This window comes from Dyella sp. AD56 (genome assembly GCF_002878475.1).
In the GTDB taxonomy this organism is placed as follows: domain Bacteria; phylum Pseudomonadota; class Gammaproteobacteria; order Xanthomonadales; family Rhodanobacteraceae; genus Dyella.
Window position 1 is genome coordinate 16,790 of sequence record NZ_NRDP01000006.1, and the last position, 23,228, is coordinate 40,017.

Here is a 23,228-nt window from a genome sequence, read left to right on the forward strand (position 1 = left end):
CGGCTGTCGCTGGCGGCTTAGATGGCGGAGCCAGTCAGCTTGTGCCGCTTTTCCAAGCAAACAATGTTCAATTCATTTTTGCCGTTGGCGAGCGTCCGCTTTGCGGCGGCATCTTAAGATGGCTAACCGTCCCTTCTTGGCCGATGGCTGCCCGTCGACTCCGCCGGCGAGCCTTACCGGTTCCAGTGGCGATGGTGGTCAGGTTCGATGCCGGAAACGGGCAGCTCGTTGGAGGCGGTGGGCAGTTTGGCTGCCGGCCATAGTCAGTTTCGCAGGCGAAGCTGGTCAATTGCTGTGGCGACGGTGGGCAGGTGGCTGGCGGTTTGCACACTGGTCAGTTTCAAGCCCAATGCCAGGCATCCCGCGAGGTGCGCGTAGCCTGCCTGGGCGTATCGATCGACCGCCTGCCAAAAAAGCTGTTCCTTGGCGATACTTGAACACCACGCAAGACGTGTTCCGTAGAGCCTTTGGCGATCCCACCAGAGAGAGATTCAGCTGCTCATATATTCCAAGGTTGCCCATGTCTTTGCGAGCGCGTTTCGGATCTTCGAAAGCGCCCCTGCATTTGTTTGTGCCGGCAGGGTCACATTGGTCGCTGGTCTGTCCTCCGCGAATTTCGCAGAAGCCCTGGCGACACGTGTGGCCGAGGCATGCGGCGATTGTTCATATCGCGCACGATCTGAGAGCGCTTTCGACAATCGGACCACTGTCGACTCCAGCTTTTCCAACCGGGCGTTGACATCAGAATCGGAGTGCGTGTTCATTGAATTCCTCCAGGGGACGGTGGTCGTGGATAGCGAAATGCATCATGTGGGTATGGGCATTCAACGCGACTGGGAGTTGAGTGACATGCCTTCACTCCACTTCGAAATGCGGACTAGCTGTTCAGAGCTGCGACCAACCCCCGTCCACCGGAAGTTCGGCACCGGTCGTAAAAGTCGCATCAAACGCGAGGAAGAGGACGGCCTTTGCGATTTCCTCCGACGTTCCGAAGCGCCTCATGGGAATCATGCCGATCATCTTCTCCCGAACTTGGGCGGCCACGTTTTTATCGGGAAACACTTTGTCGAGGATCGGTGTGTCGATGGGACCGGGCGATACGGCGTTGACACGAATCTCGCGAGTAACCAACTCAGCAGCGAGCGTCCGAGCGAATGAGCGCAGCGCAGCCTTGGCGGCTCCGTATGTGGCTTGGCCGGGCAGTCCCTTGACGTTGGCGACGGAGGTCGTGAGGACGACAGCACCTCCCCGGTTCATCAGCGGCGCGAGTTTCTGGACCGCGAAAAACGGTCCTTTGGAGTTCAGGTTGAACATCTCGTCGTAGATGGCCTCCGTCACGCTATCGAGAGGCGTTGGAATGCTGAAACCGGCGTTGACAAAAAGCAGGTCGATGGTGTCGAACTCGGTCTTCACCTGAGCAACAAGGGCGTCAATGTCGGTCAACGACCGCGCGTCGCTCGAAACCACGAGGGCGCCCTCTCCGAGCTCTTTCTGCGCCCACTCCAGGCCGGCCTGCGACCGACCCGTCACCAGAACACGCGCACCCCCACCGAGGAGCATCTTCGCCGTTGCGAGCCCCATGCCGCTCGTGCCGCCGATAATCACCACCTTTTTACCTTGGTACCGTTCCATGTGCATTCTCCTCGCGAGGTTAGGGTTGCTTTGCTATTTTTTAACTATTTGGTTCATAATTAGACACGATTGCCGCCAACGGGCTCTCCTTCAGGACACCGCTCTCAAGTTGCTGTGTAAGAGAAATCGACTAAGTTGACGCCAGAGACATTGGCGACCGCCTGCCAGGCGGCTTCCTGGTTGCCGCCATCGAGGAGGTGTGGCTGGAGCTGCACTTCCATTGGACCCGAGAACTTCCGTTGGGCCGAGGCGAAGAATTGCCCTGAGACGTCGGTTCCGAACTCCGACGCCTGGAGGTAGCGGCGGGCCGCGGTCTCCGGCGTCTGATTCATGCCGGGAATGAGGTTCACGATTGGAATCATCAGATACTTCAACAACGGGCCAGCGTTTCGCGCCACGTTGGTGGCGTTCGACGCACCGGGCGAGACAGCGTAAACGGCCATGCCGGAGGGTAGCCGGCGCGCCAGCGCCGAGACCCACCACGCGATAATGAGCTTCGCGTCGGCATACGCAGTGTTGGGCACATACTTCACGTGCGGCCCGTTGCGGATCAGGGCTTCAACAGCGGTGGTTTGATCGCCCCGGAAGTATTTAGCCGCGAAGGCGGGCACATCGGTGTACTTGAACATGGGTACGCCGCCGCGGGCAGGCTCCGCGCTGGTGATAACAATCCGCGCGTTGGGGCCAACAAGGTTGGCGCGAAGCAACCCGACAGTCAGTTGATGATGGCCAATCAGCGGGGCTTGAGAAGCCTCGATGCCCGCCGCAGTGATCACACGATTCTTACCTGGAACCATCCCTGCATTGAGCAGCAGGAAATCGATTGGCCGACCTCGCTGGACGAGCTCGGCAAGGGCGGACTGAACGCTGGACGGCGTGTCCAGATCCAGCGCCAGCGGCGTGAATATCACTGTTTTGTTCTCAGCCGCGAGATGAGCCGCCGCTTGCTGGGCCCCGGCCCAGCTGCGCCCGGTGACGATGATCTCGTGCCATCCCTCTCCGGCGAGCAGGCGAGCTGCCGCATGGCCGAGCCCGGAAGTGGCGCCGGTGACGAGAGCGATCGAATGTTTCATGGGTGGTTCCGTGGTGAAGGGTGAAGGCCGAGTCGTGAGGCCCCGCGAGGCCAGAGCCGGCTTGCCAATATCGAACTATTCAGTTATATATTGCTGCGATTACTATTGTCAATGAGTTTTGAACCAAATGATTCAAAATACTGCTAGGCCAGTGGGTCGACCGCGCAGCTTCGACGAGACGGGGGCGCTGGAAAAGGCGACTCAGGTGTTCTGGTCGAAAGGCTACGACGGAGTGACGATTGACGATCTCGTCGCCGGGATGGGTGTGGGGCGGCCGAGCCTGTATGCCGTCTTTGGGGACAAGCGGGCGATATTCTTGCGTGTCCTTAAGGCGTACGCAGAACGGAAGGGCGCATTAGCCGCGAAGGCACTCCTCTCGCCACAGAGTCTTCGCGACTCCATCGCGGACTTTCTGAGGTACGCCGTCGAAAGTGCGACCGAGAAAGGGTCCGCCCGGGGTTGCCTCATGATGTGCGTCGCGCCGGTTGTGGACGATGCTGAGGTCCGGAAGTTCCTGCAGAACGCGGTCGCCGGTGGGGCAGCGCTGGTGGAAGGTCGTCTCCGGGACGGGATCACCGCTGGAGAAATTCCGGCCGACTTTCCTGTGGCCGTGCGCGCGACCCAAGTCACGGATTTCGCTCGTAGTCTTACCATGCGTGCGCAGATAGGCACGCCGCGTAAGACGCTTCTCAGGGAAGCCGAGGAAGCGGCGGACTTGGTGCTTCTGCCGCGGCGCGCCTGACGGGTTACCGCTTAGTGGCTGTGGCGAACGCTGATGTATGGGGTACGCCAACCGATGAGGGTTTTAGCTTCAACGCAATGAGTGGAGAGGCGGCAGTTGCGCTCCACCATATCGCGCAACTCGGCCATCATCTGATGACTGGCAATGCCCGCTTTTGGCCGAACACAGCCCTTGCGGGCTCGATGGCTCCCTCAAACTGTGATGGGCAGAGACCATTCATCTCTGCCGTTCGGGGCAGGCGAAAAGTGCACGCAACCTCGGAGCAGTTTGTTTCCAGATGAGAACGAATTGCGCATGTGCGTCCCCGCCAATGTCTGGATTCGCCGAAGGAGCCGAACCAAACGATGCAATTTTTTCGGCAGTGTCTTGTACCAACCGCATATCGTCGGCGCTTTTCTAATTTTCGCCGGTCAGTTGGGTCCAGTTTCCATAGGCGAATCCCGCTTTGTCCTCCTCGGAGAGCCCACAATTCTTCAGAAACAACCTGGCATCGTGACCGGTACGATACTGGTAGGGAAAGTCGGTAGAGAAAAGCAGATGATCAACGCCGACAACGGCAGCGGCGCGAGCTAGGTAGTGAGGCAGAAACATGCCGCTGGCGGTGACATAGAGGTTCTTCCGAAGGTAGCTCGCTATTGGCTGAGCCAGTCCGGACACCTTGTCCATGGCAGAAAGACGCTCGGCGTAGAACAGCACTACCTCTCCCCAGTGTCCGAGAATTACACTGAGCTGGGGCAAGCGGTCGAATGTGCCCGCCAGTACGAGTCGAAGGAACTGGATGCCGGCGTCATAGTGCCAGCCCAGCCCGAAGGTCACGAAGGCCGCGTCAACCTGGGGCGTGAACCCTGAATAGTAGGCCCTCCGTACCGCAGCATCGGGCATGCGTGGATGGATCATTATTGGGGCGCGCAATGCCTGTGCGCTTTGAAAAATGGGCAGGAGGGACGGGTCATCGAGATGGCGCTGGCCCACTTTTCGCACAACACAGTGCCCTTGAAGCCAAGCGTCCGGACGCAGCGCTCCAGTTCGAGAGCGGCTTCGTCGGGTATGCTTGCCGGCAGTGTGGCCATGGCCTGGAAACGTGACGGGTGGCGCGCAACAGCCTCAGCCAGCGCATCGTTGGTGCGCTTTGCCAGATCGATGCTTTCCGGCCCGAGATCGTGAAGCGCCGGCGTCGTCAGTGACAGAACCTGCACGTCCAGTCCGGTTTCGTCCATCAGCGCAAGTCGATCTTGCGAGAGATCAAGCAAACGTCGCTCGATCGCGCCCGAGTGGAACGCGACGCTTGGATCCGTTGCATCGAGGCCGATGGCGCGCCACGCATCGCGAATCTCCGCGGTCAGGAAATGCTCTTCGATGCCGATCAGTTTCATGGCCGCGCCTTCGGTCACCACGGGACCGTGCGTCCCATGCGGTCGAGATACTCCAACCCCGGCTTGCCCCGTTTCGAGAGCAGCGTGTTGACGATGTCCGGAATGGTTTCCTCCATACTGAATGGCGCGTTCGGTCCACCCAGCGCGGTACGAATCCAGCCCGGCGCCAGCAGCAGCAGTGCCCGCGGCACGGCGGACTGGCGCGCGGCGTAGCTGCGCATGTACTGATTCAGCGCCGACTTGCTGCCGCGATAAATCTCGTGCCCGCCTTTTTCATTGCCGGCGATGCTGCCCTGCCCGGACGACATGACGCCAATTAGGCCATCCGTCGGCACCAGGTGCTGCAACGCTTCGATGACTCGCAGCGGACTGAGTGCATTGGTGACCATCACATGCACGAATTCCTCCGTGGAAACGTCTGCGATGGTGTCGCCTTCGTTCTTGTTTGCGGTGCCGGCGTTGACGAAAAGAATGTCGAAGCGGCGTCCGGATAGTCGGTCGCGTAGCGCCGCGATCTGTTCGGGTGCGGTCACGTCGAGGTGTTCGATCTCGACATGAGCTGGATGTTCTTCCGCCAGATCATGCAGCTCGGTGCGGGTTGTTTCGCGCACTGTCCCGACGACGTCCCATCCTCTTTTGACGCATTCGGCGGCCATGGCGCGCCCGAGGCCTTGCGAAGCGCCGATGATCAGAATGGTGGGGGCTTTGCTGCTACCCGAGTGGATCATGACGATGCCTTATCTGGGAAGGTCCCAAGTTTCGTCGCCCCGGGTGTATTGCACCAGACACACTGGATACAATAATTGATTGCATCAAATGCAATGCTTGCTAATCCGGGAGACGAAGTGGCATGTCATACGTGGATTTGAATCTCCTCACGGCGCTGGACGTACTACTTGCCGAATGCAGCGTGACCAAGGCGGCGCAAAGACTCGGTGTGAGTCCCTCTGCCATGAGTAGGACGCTTTCGAGACTACGGACAGCAACAGGGGATCAACTGCTCGTCTTGGCGGGGCGGACGATGGTTCCCACGCCGTATGCCGAACAACTCGGCAAACGCGCGCATGAACTTGCCCGCAATGCCAGGGCCGTGCTTCAACCCGCCAACAGCGCCGTGGACCTGGCCACGCTGGAGCGAACCTTCACGATTCGTGCAAATGACGGATTCGTCGATCTGGTAGGCGCATCGCTCATGGCGGCGATCGCTCAAACCGCGCGCCGCGTTCGTATTCGGTTTGTATCGAAGCCTGACAAGGATGCACGGGCACTGCGGGAAGGGATGATCGATCTGGAGGTCGGCGTACTCGGAACCGCCGCGCCGGAGATCAAGACACGGCTGTTGTTTCGTGATCGCTTCGTGGGCATCTGTCGAACTGGTCACCCCCTTTTGACCAGGGTGACCGCGAAACGCTATGCCAGCTGTTCGCACGTGGTGGTGTCGCGCAAACCGCAATTCACCGGACCGGTGGACGATGCTTTGGCCCTATTGGGCCAGTCGAGAATCATTTCCATGGTCGTGCCGACCTTTGCCAACGCGATGCAGATCGTGCGGCATTCGGATCTTGTCGGACTCGTCCCGCGTTCATCCCTTGGTAGTGCGTCGCCGGGCAATCGTGCAGAAAGCGCGGGCATTGAGTACTTTGAACTTCCAGTACGAACGCCCGCTATCAACGTGTCGGCGATTTGGCATCCTCGCCTCCATGCGGATCCTGCCCACCGCTGGCTTCGCGATACCATCTTTGCCATTTGCAAAAATGCCGCCCCATAAGCGAGTCACCACTACACGGAAATCGGGACGAAGAAAGTCAAGCGGACCACTGCCAAAGACTGGTGATCACCGTTTCCTCAGCCACAGACGAGGCGATCATAATCGGCCCCTTGTAAGGGCGGTTGGCTTGGCCGCAAGTTCAGCGTCAAAGCAAGCTTCCAATGGCCGCTTTTGGGCGGCATGAATGAAGCGACGACCGTCCCTTCTTGGCCGGTCAGCGACCGTCGATCGATAGAGGGGCGCTCCCGACTCGAAGCCGACATCAGATAATTCGTTATGCTAAAGGAGCGTTGGCTGCGCTTGGCGATCACAGCAACAGAAGCCGGCCTGCGGAAAACTAAAAGCGGTGTCGGCCCATCCTCGCCGCACCGCGCGAGGATCGCTCGCTCGCGCCTCTGGCGTCAGCAATAAGGAAGCTTATGTCACGCTGGCTATTTCTGTGCATGTTGCTGTTTGGCTCGAGCGTCTGCGCACAAGGACAATTGGAGTTCAGTGCACCATGGGGGCAATATCCAATTGGCTTAAAGGTGGTGCATCTGCTCGATAGCAGCCGCAGCTGGGGCGATGGTCACGACCCATTAACTGGTCTGCCTGTCACCGCCATGCCAGAACGACCCTTGCAGGTGCTGGTGTGGTATCCCGCCAGTGCTGCCGGCAAGCCGATGGTTTACGCCGACTATTTGGCACTCCTCGCAAGCGAAGACGGTGCTGTGAGCGATCCAGCGCTGATCCAGCGTGTTGTCGATGGGCAGATTCAGGCGTGGGCCGGCGCGGATCCGCTGAGCGGTTATCAGGCCATTGCAGCTCAGCCCGTCCACGCCACCATCGCAGCAACTCCGGCCGCAGGACCATTCCCGCTGGTCATATATGCCCCCAGCGATAGCAGTGCTTCCTTCGAGGATGACGTGCTGTGCGAGTACCTTGCAAGCCATGGTTATGTCGTGATCTCTACCAGCTCGCGCGGCGCCCATCTGCCTTACATGACCAACGGGCAAATTCCGGTGGATATGGCCAATACGCGTGCACAAGCCGCCGATATCGGCGTATTAATCGGGCAGGCCGGAAAGCTAGCCGCGGTGAACAAGGACAAAATCGCGGTGCTTGGCTACAGCTGGGGTGGCATGGCGAGCGCGTTTGCAGCGGCCACCGATGACCGAATCAAACTACTCGTGGATCTCGACGGCTCGGTGCGTTACTTCCCGAAGCTATTGGAGCTGGCGCCTGATATCACGCCTGATCGTATCCAGGTGCCGCTGCTGTTTTTTGCGGACCAGGAAGATCCGCTCACCCCGAACGAAGACAATAAACCGGGCAGCTTCATCGATCGTATCCAGCATGCCGATGTCACCACCATCTGGCTGCGTGACATGCAACATGATGACCTCACCAGCGATAGCCTGCGCTTCGGCAACGATCAAATGCATGGGCCAGCTACGGCGCAGCAGCGCAGCGAAAGTTATTCATGGATAGCGCGTTACACGCTTGCCTTTCTCGACGCACATTTCAAAAACGACCAGTCGGCAAAAGCTTTTCTCGGCGCCACACCAGAAACACAAGGCGTTCCGAGGGGCATGTTTTTGATGATGCATCGCTCTTCCCAAGGGCCTGCCCCGTCCCTGCAGGACTTCGCGCAGCATCTTGGGAGCGCCGGCTTCGATCACAGCGCCACGGTATATACCGATTACCACCACACGCATCCAGATTTCAGCCTTACGCCAGACCAGCTTGAGCCATGGCTCTCTGCACTGATTAATCTGCATGATTTCCGGCGTGCGCTGGGGCTTGCGCAGCTAGAGACCTTTATAGCGCCGAAGCGTAGCGATGCATGGATGGATCTTGCCCATGTCGAAGATGTGCTGCACTGGCCTGTTCAGGCGCTGCATGCGTTCCAACAGGCGCTGCGTTTTGATCCCGGTAACGCTTATGCGCGCGCGCAAGTACAGCGCCTAAGTAAAGCCAACTGAATCAGCGCGAACATCACAGCGGACCAATGCCGGAAAGGGGCGCGTCAAACAGCTGGTTTGAGGGCGTCGTATGCTCGAGAGCGCCAAGCATCCACTCCTCGACTCATTTGCTCTCGTGAGTGAGCGTCCGCTTTGTGGCGCTTCAATTCAGCGAACAACTGTCAGGAGTTGGCCGATGTCTGCCCGTTGCCCCGGCGTCGCGCCAGAACCGTACCGATCCGAAGGCGCACCCGCAGGGTAGGATTCAGCAGCCTAGGATGGCGGATTCGAGAGCACTCGGGCCGGCCGGTTTGAGGGCATTTCGGATGGCCGGATTCACATCTTACAGGTGGCCGGTTCGAGACTGGAATCGGTGGCGGGTTTGATCGGAATACGCATCCGGATACATTGCCGCCAACCAAATGGTCGATCCGTCCGCGTCCGAACACACAACTTCGTACGCGTCCGCGTGCAACTCCAATTTATGCTTTAGCGAACAGTTATTGCTGGGAAGACCACCACCGATCTGGGCGGACAAACTTGTTGGATGTCCATGAAAGTTTGTCCAGAACGGACAAACTATGCTGGATCGCGCAATACCGCCGATGAATTCGTACGTTATGGTGGGCCCAGTAGGATTCGAACCTACAACCAAGGGATTATGAGTCCCCTGCTCTAACCGTTGAGCTATAGGCCCATGCGTGCCGGCGTTGCGCCGGTGTGGGGCGGACATGGTAGCGGGGGTTGGCGGGGGCGTCGACGGGGGGCGGGGTCAGGTTTGGCTGGAAATTCGGCGGGACGGGGCGGGTAACGTAGACTTTGCGCTGTCGCGCCGGGTTTGGCGCCTGATTTTGAAGGATGCGCCATGCGCGAGCTGATCGAACGTTACCTGGCTGCCTATAACCGCATTGACGTTAACGGCATGGTGGCGACGATGCATCGCGAGGTGGTGTTTGAGAACTACACCGCTGGGGTGCTGAGTGTGCGGACGCTGGGTGCGGACGAGTTGCGGCATCTGGCGGAGAGTTCGAGCTTTCTGTTTTCGGCCCGGCGGCAGGTGATTCTGGCTTACGAAGAGCGGGATGGCACGGCGACGGCGCACATTCTGTTCGACGGGACGTTTGCGGTGGATCTGCCTAACGGGGTGCGGGCGGGCAGTCGATTACGTTGAATGGGCGTAGTGAGTTTAGGCAGCGGGATGGGTTGTTGGTTTATATCGGGGATTACAGTGAGTGAGGGGCTGGTTGCCCTCGCCTTCCCCCAAGAGCCGAATAGGCGCCTCGCGAAGATCGCACCCTAAGGCGCTGGATTACTCGCTCTGCTCGCCCCTCCGGGGCCGCCCTTTGGGCGTTCTTCGCGCTACGCGCTCGTCCGGCCTACGCCGGAACGACGAGATTGGGAACTGGGGCGTATTAGTGATCGAAGCCGGCAGCGTGAGCGTCGGCTTTTAAGCTGCCCAGGTCCGTTCGGCGCAGCAGGGCGTTGCGCCAGTGTTGTTGCTGGGTGGGTGTGGATTCCACCAGCCATTGGGGTTTGTTGGCGACCCAGGCGGCGACGGGTACGCCCTCTTCGTAGAGCACGCGGGTGCCGGTGACGGCGGGGAGTTTGTTGCCTGCTAGTACGGTGCCGGCGAGGTTGAGGGGGTCGGAGCCGTTGATGAGCACGAGTTCGCCCCTGGGTTGTTGCTGGCGGATGGCGCGCAGGCGGGTGATGGCTTCGGGTAGGGCGAATTGTTCGCCGACCAGGGCGTCGACGAAGCGACCGCCGCGGATTTCGCCGCGGGCTTCCAGGCGGTGGTAGACACGCAGTAGTTCGCGCCAACTGGGGAGCCAGGGGGCTTCGCGCTCAAGCAGTTTCCAGAAGATGACGCCGTAGCGGCGGAGGAGGCTGCGGGCGATGTGTTCTAGGTGGTCTGGGTCGGGTTTCTTTTCCGAGCTAGGTGAGGATTTCGCGAGCACCCGCCCCTCATCTGCCCTGCCGGGCATCTTCTCCCCGGAGGGGAGAAGCGGTGCGCGGTTTGACCTTACTAGCGACCATCTGCCGGCGTCTTCGATGCCGGTGAGCATGTGGCGGCGTAGGCGACGGTGGCGGTGGGCGTCGCGTTTGGCGGCGGGGACGAGCAGTGCGCGCAGGCCGGCGAAGCTGTCGGCGGTGACGCGGCCGGCGGCGACGAGTTCGCCCAGGGCGTCTTCCAGTTCGGTGCGCAGCAGGTGGGTGTCGCTCAGCAGTTCGTCGAAGAACAGCGCGCCGTGGTCGCGCAGTGCATCGAGCACGGCTTGGGCGCGGGAGGAGACGATGACCTCCTGCGTGTCGGCGTCGCGGGTGGCCGCGCTGGTCCACACGGGCAGGCTGCGACGTGGCAGCAGCACGATGGGCGTGGCGCGCACGGGGCCGCCGCCACTGCCGTTACCACTACGCAGGCGGCTCCAACTCACGCGACCGGCGCGGATCTGTTCGTCCAGCCAGGTGATGGAGTAGTCGTCGATGCGTGCGGGCAGCAGTTCGCTTTCCCATGCGCCGGCGGCGGCTTCGAAACCTTCGAGCTGGGTGAGTACGGCGGGCAGTGCATCCGGGCCGCTGAGGCGTGCGCCGGGTGCGACGTGTTGCCAGTCGAACAGGAAGCGCATCAGGTGGCGGCGGCTGACGGGTTCGATCTCGCGACGCAGGCGGCCGATGGTGTAGCGGTGGATGCGCGCGAGCAGGTGGCGTTCGCACCATTCCACGTCGGCGGTGCCGGGCGTGAAGTGGCCCTGCATCACGTAGCCCTCGGATTGCAGGCGCAGCAGGGTCAGATCGATGTCGGTGGACTCAACGTGCAGCGCGTGGGCGAGTTGCGCGACGGTGATGGGGCCGGCGCCGGTGAGGCGGCCTCGGACGAGTTCGAGCAGGGCGTCTTCGCGGGACCACGGTTGGGATGCGTAGTCGGCGGGGGCGTCGATGGGTGGGTTTAGGGCTGCGTTGGAGTGAACGGCCTGCCATTTGGGGAGGTGTTCGGCGGTGGTCCAGATGCTGCCGTTTGCTTCGGTGTTGGACTGGGGTGGGGTTGCCCCCTCTCCCCTACCCTCTCCCGCTAGGGGAGAGGGAGCTAGGAGCGTCGCACGATGATTCTTTGCGAGGGCCTTGAGCCATGCGTTCCAGCCTTCATTCGCATCGGCTTCGGCTTGGGTGATGCCGCCAAGGATGGTGAGGGCTTCGTGCATTTCGTCAGCGCTGCGCACTTGCGGCCACGCTTCTTCGCGCACGGAGGCGATGGCTTCCGGATCGAGGCGGCCGAGGTCGTCGGCGCTTTCGGGATCGGACCAGCGGCGGGATTGCACGGCTTGGGTGCGGCGTTCTTCCAGCGGGGCGTCGTCGAGGTAGGCGTAGGGTGCGGCGGTGAGCACTTCGCCGGCGAGGGGGCTGGGCGCAGCCAGGTCGCGCGCGACCACGGTAATGCTGCCCTCTTCCAGCCCGCGCAGGATGTGCAGCAGGCCGTCGATGTCCATCGCTTCGCGCAGGCAGTCGTGCAGGGTCTGGTTGACCAGCGGGTGGTCGGGAATCTCGCGCTCGCCGACGATGTTTTCCAGGCACGCGACCTGATCGGGGAAGACGGTGGCGAGCAGGTCCTCGCTTTTCATGCGCTGCAGTTGTGGCGGCACTTTCTTGCCACCCTGGAAGCGCGGCAACGCCAGCGCGGTGGTGGCGTTCCAGCGCCAGCGCACAGGGAATAGCGGCGCGTCGAGCAGTGCCTGGATCAGCACATGTTCGGCGGTGTTTGAGTGCAGGTAGCGGGACACTTCTTCCAGCGGGAAGCTGTGGCTGGTGGATAGCGACAGCACGATGGAATCTTCGGTGGCGGCAGCTTGCAGTTCGAAATTGAACTGACGGCAGAAGCGCTTGCGCAGCGCGAGGCCCCACGCGCGGTTGATGCGGCTGCCCCACGGCGTGTGGATGATGAGCTGCGTGCCGCCGGATTCGTCGAAGAAGCGCTCAAACACCAGGGTCTGTTGTGTGGGCAGCACGCCGAGTGCGGCTTTGGCGGCGGCCATGTATTCAGCGAGTTGCTGCGCTGAGGCTTCGCTCATGCCCAGCGTGTGCATCAGCCAGTGCATGACGGCGGGCACGCCGCCATCATCGAGGCGCGTGGCAATTTCTTCGCGCAGACGAGACACGCCATGCGAAAGCTCGGCGGTGCGGCCCGGCGCTTCGCCCAACCAGAACGGGATATTGGGCGGCACGCCTTGTGCGTCTTCCACGCGCACGCGGTCACGCTCCACGCGCAGGATGCGGTAGCTGGAGTTGCCGAGCTGGAAGATGTCGCCGGCCAGGCTCTCCACGGCAAAGTCTTCGTTCACCGAGCCGATGATGGTGGCTTGCGGTTCCAGCACCACGAGGTAATCGGCGGTGTCGGGAATGGCGCCACCGGAGGTAATGGCCGTGAGGCGTGCATTGCGACGCGCGCGCAGTTGCTTGTGCACGGCATCGCGATGGATGTACGCGCCGCGCGGGCCATGTCGCGTGGTGAAGCCGTCGGCGAGCATGCGCACGGTGTCATCGAACTGTTGGCGCGGTAGATCGCGATAGGGATGCGCGCCGCGTAGTGTGTCGTACAGCGCGTCTTCGCTCCACTCCTGACAGGCCACTTCGGCGACGATCTGTTGCGCGAGCACGTCCAGTGGTTGCGGCGGTTGGATCAAGGTATCGAGTTCGCCTCGACGCACGCAGTCGAGCAGTGCGGTGCATTCCACCAGATCGTCGCGCGAGGTGGGGAACAGGCGCGCTTTGGGTGTGCCGTTCACTGCATGGCCGGAGCGGCCCGCACGTTGCAGAAAGGCGGCGATGGAGCGCGGCGAGGCGAGCTGACAGACGAGGTCGATATCACCGATGTCGATGCCCAGTTCCAGCGAGGCGGTGGCAACGAGTACGCGCAGATCGCCGCGCTTCAGACGTTGCTCGGCGTCGAGGCGCTGCTCCTTGGCAAGGCTGCCGTGGTGGGCGGCGACGGCTTCTTTGCCGAGGCGCTCGGAGAGGTGACGCGATACGCGCTCGGCCATGCGGCGGGTGTTGACGAATACCAGCGTGGTGCGGTGCGACTCCACCAGTTGCGCGAGACGGTTGTAGACCAGTTCCCAGCAGTCGTTGGACATGACGGCTTCGAGGGGAACGGGTGGGACTTCGATGGCGAGGTCGCGGTGGCGGGTGTGGCCGACGTTGATGATGTTGACGGCGTTTTCTTCCTCCCCCCTTGAGGGAGAGGATGGAGGTGAGGGGGTGGGGCTTGCTTCGGTGGTTTTCGAAGCGGGCTTGCGCTTCTTTGTGGCGGTATCGCCAGATTGGCCCCTCACCCCAACCCCCTCCCCGGAGGGGAGAGGGAGTACAGCATGTGCACCGACGAGGAACTTCGCGACCTCTTCGATTGGTTTCTGCGTTGCCGACAAACCAATGCGCAGCAAACGCCGCTGGCACAGCGATTCGAGCCGCTCTAGCGATAGCGCCAGATGCGCGCCGCGCTTGCTCGATGCGATGGCGTGGATTTCATCCACGATCACGGTGCGTGTGGTCTTCAGCATCGCGCGGCCGGATTCCGAGCCGAGCAGGATGTATAGCGACTCCGGCGTGGTGACGAGAATGTGCGGCGGCTGTTTGCGCATCCCGTTGCGTTCGGCTTGCGGTGTGTCGCCGGTACGTACGGCTGTCCGGATGTCCACATCGGGAAGGCCCAGTTTGCGCAGTTCGGCGCGAATGCCTTCCAGCGGTGCTTCCAGGTTGATGCGGATGTCGTTGGAAAGCGCTTTCAGCGGTGACACGTAGACCACGGTAGTGGCGTCGGGCAATGCGCCGTTGTTGGCGACACCTTCGCGCACCAGGGCGTCGATGGCGGAAAGGAAGGCGGTGAGTGTCTTGCCGGAACCTGTCGGTGCCGCGACCAGCGTGTGGCGGCCTGACCGTATGGACGGCCATGCGGCTTTTTGCGGTGCCGTCGGTTCAGGAAAGGCTCCCTGGAACCAAGCGGCCACGGCCGGATGAAAATCGTGCAGGGGCATGGACTTAAGTGTCGCGCAACGCGCTCTCAGAGTGCGAGACATGGGGCTGTCAAGTGCGTTTAGCAACGAATCGCACGATTTTACGCTTCAGTCCCTGCCAGAATTACGTGACAATATCGTTAAGCCGCTTCTTGCGATCGATTCTTGCGGCGTTTTCTTGCTGCACTTTCCAGCTTCTTGTCTTCCAATCCTCCGGGGAAACTCAATGACCGCCGCCAGCCCGACGCGTTTCGCGTTGCTCGCCCTTTCCATTGCCAGCGCCCTTGCCGTGGGAAACACGGCTTTCGCACAGGACGCCAATCCGCCCGCCGCCGCTCCGGCGAAGGGCCAGAACGGCAAGCCCGTTCAGCTCGAAACCGTCAACGTGACCGCTGAAAAGCGCGTCGAGAACATCCAGAAAGTGCCGGTCTCCATGACGGTGGTGACACCGGAACAGTTGGGCAATTACGGGCAGGCCGGCGATACCGTGTTGCAGTTGGCCGGCCGTGCGCCGAGCGTGTATGCCGAGACGTCCTACGGCCGCGAATTCCCGCGCTTCTACATTCGCGGCCTGGGCAACAGCGACTTTGACCTCAACTCGTCGCAACCGGTGTCGATGGTGTACGACGACATCGTGCAGGAGAACCCTATCCTCAAGGGCTTCCCGCTGTTCGATCTGGCGCAGGTGGAAGTGCTGCGCGGTCCGCAGGGCACCATGTTCGGCCGTAACTCGCCGGCCGGCGTGATCAAGTTCGACTCGGCCAAGCCGAGCCAGGAAACCAGCGGCTACGCCAAGGCGTCGTACGGCACCAAGGGCACGGCGAATGCTGAAGCCGCGTTGGGCGGTTCGCTGGGCGGCAATTGGTCGGGCCGTGTGTCGGCGCTGGCGCAGCATCGCGACGGCTGGATCGACAACGACTACGCCGGCAAGAAGGACGCGCTGGGCGGCTACAACGACCGCGCCGTGCGTTTCCAGGCCATGTATGACGTGCAGGATTTCAACGCACTGATCAACGTGCACGCGCGCTGGCTCGATGGCAGCGCCATGGTGAACCGCGCCAACGCGATTCCGCTGGGCTCGGATAGTTTTGTGCCGGGCTTCGATCGCAACGTGGTGTATCAGGATGGCAACAACCGCCAGCACCTGTTCACCTGGGGCAGCAATGTGCACCTCACCTGGAATCTGGGTGACTACACGCTCACCTCGATCACCGGCTTCGAGAAGGCCGATACGTACAGCCTCGGCGACGTCGACGGCGGTATCGCTGTTGCGCAGAACCCGAGTCAGCTGCCATACGTGACGCCGTTTCCGTCGGAAACGGCCGATGCGCTGCCGCACGATCGCCAGATCACGCAGGAATTTCGCCTGGCGAGCAATCCGCAGGATCGCCTGAACTGGCAGGTGGGCACGTACTACTTCAACGAAAACATCGCGATCGTCAATTACGACTACAACACGCTCGATAACCACGCACTGGATGGTTACGCGCAGCAGAGTCAGAAGACCACCGCGTATGCGCTGTTCGGCTCCACCGACTATCACCTCACCGACGACTTCGACGTGCGCGCCGGTGCGCGTTGGTCGCATGACTCGCGTGACTTCCACGTGGACCGCATCCTGTCGCCGATCGGCTCTGGCCCGCTGTCGCTGGGCGCCAACCCGCACGATTCGCGCTGGAGCGGTGACCTGACCGGTACGTGGGCGGTGAACCAGAACGTCAACGTGTACGGCCGCGTCGCCAACGGCTTCCGCGCGCCGAGCGTGCAGGGCCGCGTGCTTTTCGCGGACTTCATCTCGCAGGCCAAGCCGGAGACGATCACCTCGTACGAACTGGGCGTCAAGACCACCAGCTTCGACAACCGCCTGCGCTTCAATGCAGACATCTTCGACTACACCATGCACAACCAGCAGCTCACCGCAGTGGGCGGCGACCTGAACGTGACGCGCCTGGTGAATGCGAAGGAGACGCAGGGCCACGGCGCTGAGTTCGATATGGAGGCGTATGTCACGCCGAACTTCATTCTCACGGCCGGCGGCAGCTACAACCACACCAAGCTGGAAGACCCCACCCTGGCGGTGGCGCCGTGCGGCGCAGGTTGCACCATCCTCAACCCGCTGGATGCGAACGGCAACGTGCTGATCAACGGCAACTCGCTGCCGAATGCGCCGGAATGGATCGGCAACCTCACCGCGCGCTACGGCATCCCGTACGGCGAGAGCGGTGAGTTCTTCATCTACACCGACTGGACCTACCGCAGCGAAGTGAATTTCTTCCTGTATGACTCGGAAGAATTCCGCGGCAAGCCGATGCTGCAGGGTGGCGTGCGCGTGGGCTACAACTGGGATTTCGGCAAGCGCGAGATCGCCCTGTACGGCCGCAACATCACCAACAAGCAGTACATCACCGGTGCGATCGATTTCGACAACCGCACCGCGTTCGTCAACGACCCGCGCATCATTGGCGTGGAGTTCCGCGCGGACTTCTGATCGGCCGCCAAGCGCCGATCGTGCAGTGCATCAAGGGAGCGGCTTGCCGCTCCCTTTTTCTTTGCCTGCACGGCGAGGAGGCAAAACCCGCACGGCTTGTTGCAGAATGCGAGGCTTTCCCGTCGAGAACGCGATGTGAACCACCCGGGCGACCACGGCAGCGAACGCAGCCAACTCCTGACCATGGCCGACGGCCAGCCCCTGTTTGTGCGCGACTGGCCGAACAGCCGCGCGCAGGATGCAGTGCTCATCGTGCACGGGCTGGGTGAGCACAGCGGCCGCTACCAGCGCCTGGCCACCTGGTTCCGGACCCGGGGGTTCGCCGTACGCAGCTACGACCAGCGCGGCCACGGCCAGACACCCGGCCGACGCGGGGCGCTGTCCCATGGCAACGACCTGCTGGAAGACCTGGCCACCGTCTACAACGATTACGCCAACACCCAGCCCAAGCGCCCGCTGTTGCTCGGCCACAGCATGGGCGGGCTGGTCGCCGCACGCGGCGTGCTCGACCGCCGCTTGGAGCCGCCGGCCCTGGTGCTGTCCTCCCCTGCCCTGCGCACGTGGGAGCCGGCATGGCGGCAGAAGCTGGCCGCCGTGCTCTCGAAGGTGCTGCCCAGCCTGCCGCTGCCCAACGGGCTGCCGTTCGACAAGCTCTCGCACGACCCGCAGGTGGAATCGGCGTACCGCGCCGATCCGCTGCGCCATGGCTGGATCACGCCGCGGCTGGCGGATTTCATCTTCCGTGCGGGCGATGCCTCGGTGGCGGATGCCGGCAAGCTCGCTATTCCAACGCTGCTGCTGGTGGCGGGCTCGGACAAACTGGTGAACCCTGCCGGCAGCCGGGATTTCTCCTCCGGCAACTGGGCGGGCAGCCAGCTCACCACGCGCTATTTCGATGCGCTCTATCACGAGCTGTTCAACGAGGCGGAGCCGGCGCGCAGCCAAGTGTTGAAGCAACTGGGGGATTGGCTGCAGAAGCGGGGGTGACGCCGCGCTACGGCAGTTACAGCCACTCCCGCCGGCCGGTGAAGACGATGGTGAGCCATTCGACGCGAATGTCGCTGCCGATGCGGCGGGCGATTTCGCTACGCACCTCGTCGACGTCACCCATGTCACCTAGCGGCCGCGACGATTCCACCAGGATATGGATGTCGATGAAGCGCATGCGGCCGATCTTAGCCACGTAGCTGGTGAACTCGAGATAGCCCCGCTCCTGCACCAGCGACTCCATCACGTCGCGCACGCGTTGGTCGAGTGCATCGGGCGCCAATTGCAGCACTTCGCGCAATGCCTGCCACAGGCTACCCAACGGCAGCGGCAACAAGGCCAAGGTCAGTAACAGCAGAACGGCGGAGTCGATGTAGCGGGTCCAGTCGTCCAACGGGCCGCCCTTGATCACCGCGGCCAGCACGAAACCCACCAGCACCGCGAGGCTGATGGCGCCGCCGATAAACCAGCCTTTCGCATCGAGCTGTAACAACACCGAGCCGAGCGCTTTGGATTCGCGGCGCACATAAAGCGCCATGGCGAAGCTCGCCATGCCCATGACAGCGGCCCACGCGGCGCCGAAACCGAAAGCTAGTTCGTGGCCGCCGGTCATCAACCCATGCAAGGCGGTAAAGCCACCGTAGCTGCAAATGACGGTGAGCACGGCGGCGTTGAACACCAGCACCAGCGGTTCGAGGTGCCAGTAGCCGAACTGGAAGCGGCGGCTCCCCTCGCTGGTAACCAGATGCGATACCGCCAGTGACCCGGCGGTGAGCACCACGTCTACCAAGGAGTAGAAGCCATCGAATGCGATGGCCTGCGATTGCATCAGTACACCCACAGCGACGCAGGCCACGCCGACCAAGAGCGTGATGCCGATGGAAAGGCGCAGCAGGCGTTGTTCGCGGGAGTTGTCCATGGGCATGGAGCGAACGTAGCTTGAAGGGTCGGGTGCGGGAAGTGGCGATTGGAAGGCCAAGAGCAAAGGCACTGGATGACCAGCCATTCGGCTGTTGATAAAGCACTTCCGGCCTTCGCCGGAATGACGGTGAGGGATAGGAATGTGACGAAGTATTCGGCCTTATTCGCGCTGCCTTCAGCCTCACCACCAGAGCCCGGTTAGGCGACATCGTCATTCCGGCGCAGGCCGGAATCCAGTGGCGACCACGTCGGGTTTTCGCACGACGCTCGGCGAAAACCGGATACGACGGTTACTGGATTCCGGCCTGCGCCGGAATGACGAGCTTGAGGGCGCGCCTGCCTGGATGGCTGGCGCGCCTCTCGACCTACTTCTTCAACACCTCCACCACATACCGCGGGCCGTCCTTATCCTGCTCGATGATCAAGCCGTGGATGTCGGACTCGAACCCGGGGAAGCGCTCGTTCTGCTCCTTGGCCGTACGCAGGCTTTCGATGATCGGCGAATCCTTCGCGCCGAATTTTTCACCCGGCATGATCACCGGGATGCCCGGCGGATACGGCACCAACATGGTCGCCGCGATGCGGCCAGCCAGCTTGTCGATCTCCACGCGCTCCACTTCGCCGCGCACCAGGCGGTCGTAGGCTTCCCACGGCGCGAGTACCGGCTCCGGCAGCTCGACGTACATTTCGCGCATCACCTGGGCCACCTTGTTCTTGGTGTTGAACGCGTGCAGCGCGTCGCACAGTTCACGCAGGCCGGTGTTGGCGTACGCGGTGGGGTTCTCCTCCACTAGCGATGGCAGCGCCTTGCTGAGCGGCGCGTTGGCGTCGTACAGCTCCTTGAAGGCCAACAGCTCGGTGGTGAGCGTGCTCCACTTGCCCTTGGTAATACCCATGGAGAACAGGATGAGGAAGGAGTAGAGGTTGGTCTTCTCCACCGTAATGCCGCGTCCCCACAGGAAGCGGCTCACCACCGCGGCGGGAATACCTTGTTTCTGCGTCTTGCCGTCCATGGTCAGGCCCGGCATCACCAGGGTGACCTTGATCGGGTCGATCATCACGTAATCGCGCGCCAGTTCGCCGAAGCCATGCCACGCAGCCTTGGGCGCCAGCTTCCAATCGGCCTGCTTGGTGCTGACGGGCTGGCCAGCGCGCTCGCCCTCGTCCAACCGTTCTTGCAGGCCATCCGGCTGCCATACGCTGAACCACCAGTCGCCCTTCTTGATGTCATCGCCCACGTGCAGCACGGCGCGACGGAAGGCAATGGCTTCCTTATGCATCTGTTCGATCAGGCTCCGGCCGGCGCGTCCTTCCATCATGCGCGAGGCGACATCGCATGAGGCGATGATGCCGTAGTGCGGTGAGGTGGACGTGTGCATCATGAAGGACTCGTTGAAGCGCTCTGCGTCCAGCGCGCGCGTGCGGCTGTTGCGCGCGTGGATCATCGAGGCTTGCGAGAACGCCGCGAGCAGTTTGTGCGTGGACTGCGTGGCGAAGATGATGGGGTCCTGATCGCGCGGCTTGCCCTTGGCCATCGCGTAATGGTTGTCGTACATCTCGTGGAAGGCGGCGTAGCCGTACCAGGCCTCGTCGAAATGCAGGAAATCGACGCCACCGCCGATGTCCTTGGCAATCTTTTCCACGTTGTAGCAAAGACCGTCGTAGGTGGAGTTGGTTACCACGGCGATCTTGGGCTTGAAGTCCTTACCTTTGGCCTTGGCCACCTTGCTAGCCAGCGGATTGGCCGCGATGGCCTTGGCCATGGCCTTGGGATCGAACTGATCCAGGCTGATCGGCCCGATGATGCCGTGCGCGTTGCGACTGGGTATGAAGTACACCGGCACCGCGCCGGTCATCACCAGCGAGTGCAGCAGCGATTTATGGCAGTTGCGATCCACGAACACCACGTCGCCACGTGCCACCGTGCCGTGCCACACGATCTTGTTGGCCGTCGAGGTGCCGTTGGTGACGAAGAAGGTGTGGTCCGCGCCAAAGTTGCGCGCGGCTTCTGTTTCGGCGGCCTTGACCGGGCCGGTGTGGTCGAGCAGCGAACCCAGTTCCGGCACTGACACGGACAGATCGCTGCGAAAGGTGTTCTCGCCGAAGAACTGATGGAAGGCACGCCCTTCCGCTGACTTGGTGAACGCCACGCCGCCGCCATGGCCCGGCGTATGCCACGAGTAGTTCGACTCCGCCGCGTGATGCACCAGCGCCTTGAAGAACGGCGGCATCAGGTTGTCCATGTACTCGTCGGCTGCACGCATCACCTGTTTGGCGATGAAGGCCTTGGTATCTTCATAGAGGAAGATGAAGCCGTGCGTGATGCTAAGCAGCTTGGTGGGAATCTGCTCCACCGTGCGGCGCTCGCCGTACAGAAAGATGGGCAGGTTCTCGCGGTAGGCCAACTGGGTGTTGAGGAAGTCGTACAGGCGGTCGAACTGGTGCGGGCCTTCCTCTTCGCCATCGATGGAGATAAGCACCGCCGACGCCGCGTTGTACGTGCGCGCACCCGCTTCCGCGTCGCTCATGGTGAGGCCACTCAGTACGCGATGGCCGTAGCCGCGGATCTCGTCCGCCAGCGCGCGGATGAGGATGCCGTTGATACGCGGCGATTCGTAGTCGGCATCGATGATGACGACGGGGTAATCCAGGGCGTTGAAATACATGTGCAGACTCCATCAAACGCGGGGGCGAGGGGAAACGATGATCAGGTGCGCGGCGTGCCGGGTAGCGTGGCCCGTGAGGCCTTGTCCTTCCGGCGCTGTTCGCTGAAGAACGGATAGAACACGCTGATGAACAGCATGAAGAGGAAGGCGTAGGTCACCATCTGGCCGTTGGTGCCAAAGATGGCCCACAGGCAATACACCACGGTGATGCTGGTGAGCACCCAGTAGATGCCCGTGTGGACCGTGGTGTGGCTCAGGTCCACGGCGAAATAGCAGGCAACGCAGGAATAGATGTAAGGCAACAGGGTCAGCACCACCGCGGCCTGCGTGATCACTTCGAACTGTTCCGACGCCGACGGTGACGCGGCGGTGACCAGCACGATCAGCGACATCAGCACGCCCACGATCAGCAGGCCCTGCACGGGTGTGTCGTCCTTATTAGCCTTGCTGAAGATCTTCGGGAACAGGCCATCGTCGCCGGCGGCCTTGGCGCTCAACGCGGTCAGCAGGATCCAGCCGCCCAGCGAGCCGCCAGCGCCCAGCGCCGCGCACAGGCTCACCACGCCGCCACCGATGTTGCCGATGGCGACCTGCGCCGCCAGCGCGAAGGGCGCATCGGCTACTTGAAGCTGATCGTTGGGGATCATGCCCATGATCACGGCGGAGCTGGAGATGTACACCACGGCAGCGAGTGCCACGCCTGCGATGGTGGCGATGGCGACGTTCTTCTCGGGATCCTTCACCACTGCAGCCGACACCGACGCGGACTCCACGCCGATAAAGGCCCATAGCGTTAACGAGGCCGCACCGGAGATCGCCTGGAAATCGCCCTTGCCTGTGACGTTATACGCGCCGGAGAACAGGTCGCTCTTGAAGAAGAACCAGCCGAAGATGGCGATACCAAACAGCGGTATCAGCGCAAAGGACGTGGTGATCGACTGGATACGCGTGACCACCTGCGCGCCGAGGATGTTGGCGAAGGTAAACAGCCAGATAAGCACCAGCACCACCACGGTGCGCACCATCGGTTGCGACAACGCTGGGATGAAATAGCTGAAGTAACCCACTGCCGCGACAGGCAGTGCCACGTTGCCTATCCAGTTGGCGAACCAGTAGATGGTGTTGGTCTGGAAGCCCATGTAGGGGCCGAACGCATCACGCGCGTAGGCGTAGGGACCGCCCGCCTTGGGGGCGAGGCGCCCCAGCTTGGCAAACACAAAGGCCAGCAACAGCGCGCCAATGGTGGTAACCACCCAGCCCCACATCGACACGGTGCCGATCTTGGCCAGGCTGCCCGGCAACAGGAATACACCCGAGCCCATCATGTTGCCCGCCACCAGGAAGGTAGCCGCTACAACGCCAATCTTGCGCTTCTGATCTGCCATGACGTGGCTCCCGATAGGTCAAGGGGTCAAACGCGTGCCCGCCGTCGCGCAAAGGGCGCGAAGCGAAGACGGCGATAAAAATAGTTGCGTGGGGAAAACGACGAACGCCGTCCCTGAAACGCGTGGTTCCATGCGCGTGATGTTGGCCACGCCTCGTACGGCTCGCAGGATCATCGGGGGACACACTCCATGTCGGACCGACCTCACTGTCACCCGGATACAGGGAAGCGCCACACCACCCCTGGGCC

The 23,228-nt window shown here is 62.0% G+C and carries 16 protein-coding genes and 1 tRNA gene; 6 read left to right on the top strand and 11 right to left on the bottom strand.

The genetic code is table 11. The features are described 5' to 3' along the window. Nucleotides 1-491: 491 nt before the first annotated feature. The 3 genes from DyAD56_RS24215 to DyAD56_RS05835 all read right to left on the bottom strand — a co-directional run bounded on the left by DyAD56_RS24215 (nucleotide 492) and on the right by DyAD56_RS05835 (nucleotide 2,705). The gene (locus tag DyAD56_RS24215) at nucleotides 492-764 is read right to left on the bottom strand and encodes a hypothetical protein (RefSeq protein WP_146010444.1); all 273 of its coding nucleotides are present in this window, start codon (nucleotides 762-764) and stop codon (nucleotides 492-494) included. Between the two features lie 121 nt (nucleotides 765-885). Further along, entirely contained in the window at nucleotides 886-1,632 is a 747-nt protein-coding gene (locus tag DyAD56_RS05830; protein WP_102301819.1) for an SDR family oxidoreductase, read from the bottom strand. Nucleotides 1,633-1,736: 104 nt separating this feature from the next. Further along, the gene (locus tag DyAD56_RS05835) at nucleotides 1,737-2,705 is read right to left on the bottom strand and encodes an SDR family NAD(P)-dependent oxidoreductase (protein WP_102301820.1); all 969 of its coding nucleotides are present in this window, start codon (nucleotides 2,703-2,705) and stop codon (nucleotides 1,737-1,739) included. Between the two features lie 127 nt (nucleotides 2,706-2,832). Here DyAD56_RS05835 and DyAD56_RS05840 point away from each other — a divergent pair, with 127 nt between their 5' ends. After that, complete coding sequence (locus DyAD56_RS05840) at nucleotides 2,833-3,447, top strand: TetR/AcrR family transcriptional regulator (RefSeq protein WP_102301821.1); 615 nt, start codon at nucleotides 2,833-2,835, stop codon at nucleotides 3,445-3,447. A gap of 396 nt (nucleotides 3,448-3,843) precedes the next feature. On the opposite strand, the gene DyAD56_RS24050 is transcribed toward DyAD56_RS05840, so the two are convergent. From DyAD56_RS24050 to DyAD56_RS05850, 3 genes are read right to left on the bottom strand one after another with little or no spacing between them, the layout of a single operon-like run. Continuing rightward, nucleotides 3,844-4,428 (bottom strand): amidohydrolase family protein, encoded by a 585-nt coding sequence (locus DyAD56_RS24050; protein WP_343125290.1) that lies wholly within the window; start codon nucleotides 4,426-4,428, stop codon nucleotides 3,844-3,846. After that, nucleotides 4,344-4,820, bottom strand: coding sequence for an amidohydrolase family protein (locus tag DyAD56_RS24435; protein ID WP_199178895.1), 477 nt, complete (start codon nucleotides 4,818-4,820; stop codon nucleotides 4,344-4,346). The genes DyAD56_RS24050 and DyAD56_RS24435 overlap by 85 nt, the downstream gene beginning before the upstream one ends. Before the next feature lie 14 nt (nucleotides 4,821-4,834). Further along, a complete protein-coding gene (locus tag DyAD56_RS05850; protein WP_102301822.1) occupies nucleotides 4,835-5,548 on the bottom strand; it encodes an SDR family oxidoreductase in 714 nt (237 codons plus the stop codon). A gap of 122 nt (nucleotides 5,549-5,670) precedes the next feature. Here DyAD56_RS05850 and DyAD56_RS05855 point away from each other — a divergent pair, with 122 nt between their 5' ends. Beyond that, a complete protein-coding gene (locus DyAD56_RS05855; protein ID WP_102301823.1) occupies nucleotides 5,671-6,588 on the top strand; it encodes a LysR family transcriptional regulator in 918 nt (305 codons plus the stop codon). Nucleotides 6,589-7,007: 419 nt separating this feature from the next. After that, nucleotides 7,008-8,552 (top strand): dienelactone hydrolase family protein, encoded by a 1,545-nt coding sequence (locus DyAD56_RS05860; protein WP_102301824.1) that lies wholly within the window; start codon nucleotides 7,008-7,010, stop codon nucleotides 8,550-8,552. 600 nt (nucleotides 8,553-9,152) lie between these two features. On the opposite strand, the gene DyAD56_RS05865 is transcribed toward DyAD56_RS05860, so the two are convergent. Next, nucleotides 9,153-9,228 (bottom strand) — tRNA-Ile (locus DyAD56_RS05865). Between the two features lie 168 nt (nucleotides 9,229-9,396). Here DyAD56_RS05865 and DyAD56_RS05870 point away from each other — a divergent pair. Further along, on the top strand, nucleotides 9,397-9,702 hold the full coding sequence (locus tag DyAD56_RS05870; RefSeq protein WP_233202302.1) for a nuclear transport factor 2 family protein: 306 nt from the start codon (nucleotides 9,397-9,399) through the stop codon (nucleotides 9,700-9,702). A 241-nt stretch (nucleotides 9,703-9,943) separates the two neighbouring features. Here DyAD56_RS05870 and DyAD56_RS05875 read toward each other — a convergent pair whose 3' ends face one another. Further along, on the bottom strand, nucleotides 9,944-14,554 hold the full coding sequence (locus DyAD56_RS05875) for a DEAD/DEAH box helicase (RefSeq protein ID WP_102301825.1): 4,611 nt from the start codon (nucleotides 14,552-14,554) through the stop codon (nucleotides 9,944-9,946). A gap of 205 nt (nucleotides 14,555-14,759) precedes the next feature. Between DyAD56_RS05875 and DyAD56_RS05880 the strand changes: the two genes are divergently transcribed. Both DyAD56_RS05880 and DyAD56_RS05885 read left to right on the top strand, forming a co-directional pair. Further along, nucleotides 14,760-17,021: a TonB-dependent receptor gene (locus DyAD56_RS05880; protein WP_102301826.1), complete on the top strand. Its 2,262-nt coding sequence runs from the start codon at nucleotides 14,760-14,762 to the stop codon at nucleotides 17,019-17,021. 135 nt (nucleotides 17,022-17,156) lie between these two features. Continuing rightward, the gene (locus DyAD56_RS05885; protein ID WP_233202303.1) at nucleotides 17,157-18,008 is read left to right on the top strand and encodes an alpha/beta hydrolase; all 852 of its coding nucleotides are present in this window, start codon (nucleotides 17,157-17,159) and stop codon (nucleotides 18,006-18,008) included. Nucleotides 18,009-18,024: 16 nt separating this feature from the next. On the opposite strand, the gene DyAD56_RS05890 is transcribed toward DyAD56_RS05885, so the two are convergent. From DyAD56_RS05890 to adiC, 3 genes are all read right to left on the bottom strand, one after another. Then, nucleotides 18,025-18,927: a cation transporter gene (locus DyAD56_RS05890; protein ID WP_102301864.1), complete on the bottom strand. Its 903-nt coding sequence runs from the start codon at nucleotides 18,925-18,927 to the stop codon at nucleotides 18,025-18,027. Nucleotides 18,928-19,294: 367 nt separating this feature from the next. After that, nucleotides 19,295-21,595 (bottom strand): Orn/Lys/Arg decarboxylase N-terminal domain-containing protein, encoded by a 2,301-nt coding sequence (locus DyAD56_RS05895; RefSeq protein WP_102301827.1) that lies wholly within the window; start codon nucleotides 21,593-21,595, stop codon nucleotides 19,295-19,297. A gap of 41 nt (nucleotides 21,596-21,636) precedes the next feature. Further along, the gene (gene adiC, locus DyAD56_RS05900; RefSeq protein WP_102301828.1) at nucleotides 21,637-22,980 is read right to left on the bottom strand and encodes an arginine/agmatine antiporter; all 1,344 of its coding nucleotides are present in this window, start codon (nucleotides 22,978-22,980) and stop codon (nucleotides 21,637-21,639) included. Between the last annotated feature and the right edge of the window lie 248 nt (nucleotides 22,981-23,228).

What these genes read in the sequence shown, in the direction of transcription:
- DyAD56_RS05870 (WP_233202302.1), top strand. Translation starts at nt 9,397, where the DNA reads ATGCGCGAGCTGATCGAACGTTACCTGGCTGCCTATAACCGCATTGAC.
- DyAD56_RS05895 (WP_102301827.1), bottom strand. Translation starts at nt 21,595, where the DNA reads ATGTATTTCAACGCCCTGGATTACCCCGTCGTCATCATCGATGCCGAC.
- DyAD56_RS24435 (WP_199178895.1), bottom strand. Translation starts at nt 4,820, where the DNA reads ATGAAACTGATCGGCATCGAAGAGCATTTCCTGACCGCGGAGATTCGC.
- DyAD56_RS05830 (WP_102301819.1), bottom strand. Translation starts at nt 1,632, where the DNA reads ATGGAACGGTACCAAGGTAAAAAGGTGGTGATTATCGGCGGCACGAGC.
- adiC (WP_102301828.1), bottom strand. Translation starts at nt 22,980, where the DNA reads ATGGCAGATCAGAAGCGCAAGATTGGCGTTGTAGCGGCTACCTTCCTG.
- DyAD56_RS05840 (WP_102301821.1), top strand. Translation starts at nt 2,833, where the DNA reads ATGATTCAAAATACTGCTAGGCCAGTGGGTCGACCGCGCAGCTTCGAC.
- DyAD56_RS05875 (WP_102301825.1), bottom strand. Translation starts at nt 14,554, where the DNA reads ATGCCCCTGCACGATTTTCATCCGGCCGTGGCCGCTTGGTTCCAGGGA.
- DyAD56_RS05835 (WP_102301820.1), bottom strand. Translation starts at nt 2,705, where the DNA reads ATGAAACATTCGATCGCTCTCGTCACCGGCGCCACTTCCGGGCTCGGC.
- DyAD56_RS05850 (WP_102301822.1), bottom strand. Translation starts at nt 5,548, where the DNA reads ATGATCCACTCGGGTAGCAGCAAAGCCCCCACCATTCTGATCATCGGC.
- DyAD56_RS05855 (WP_102301823.1), top strand. Translation starts at nt 5,671, where the DNA reads ATGTCATACGTGGATTTGAATCTCCTCACGGCGCTGGACGTACTACTT.
- DyAD56_RS05880 (WP_102301826.1), top strand. Translation starts at nt 14,760, where the DNA reads ATGACCGCCGCCAGCCCGACGCGTTTCGCGTTGCTCGCCCTTTCCATT.
- DyAD56_RS05890 (WP_102301864.1), bottom strand. Translation starts at nt 18,927, where the DNA reads ATGGACAACTCCCGCGAACAACGCCTGCTGCGCCTTTCCATCGGCATC.
- DyAD56_RS24215 (WP_146010444.1), bottom strand. Translation starts at nt 764, where the DNA reads ATGAACACGCACTCCGATTCTGATGTCAACGCCCGGTTGGAAAAGCTG.
- DyAD56_RS05860 (WP_102301824.1), top strand. Translation starts at nt 7,008, where the DNA reads ATGTCACGCTGGCTATTTCTGTGCATGTTGCTGTTTGGCTCGAGCGTC.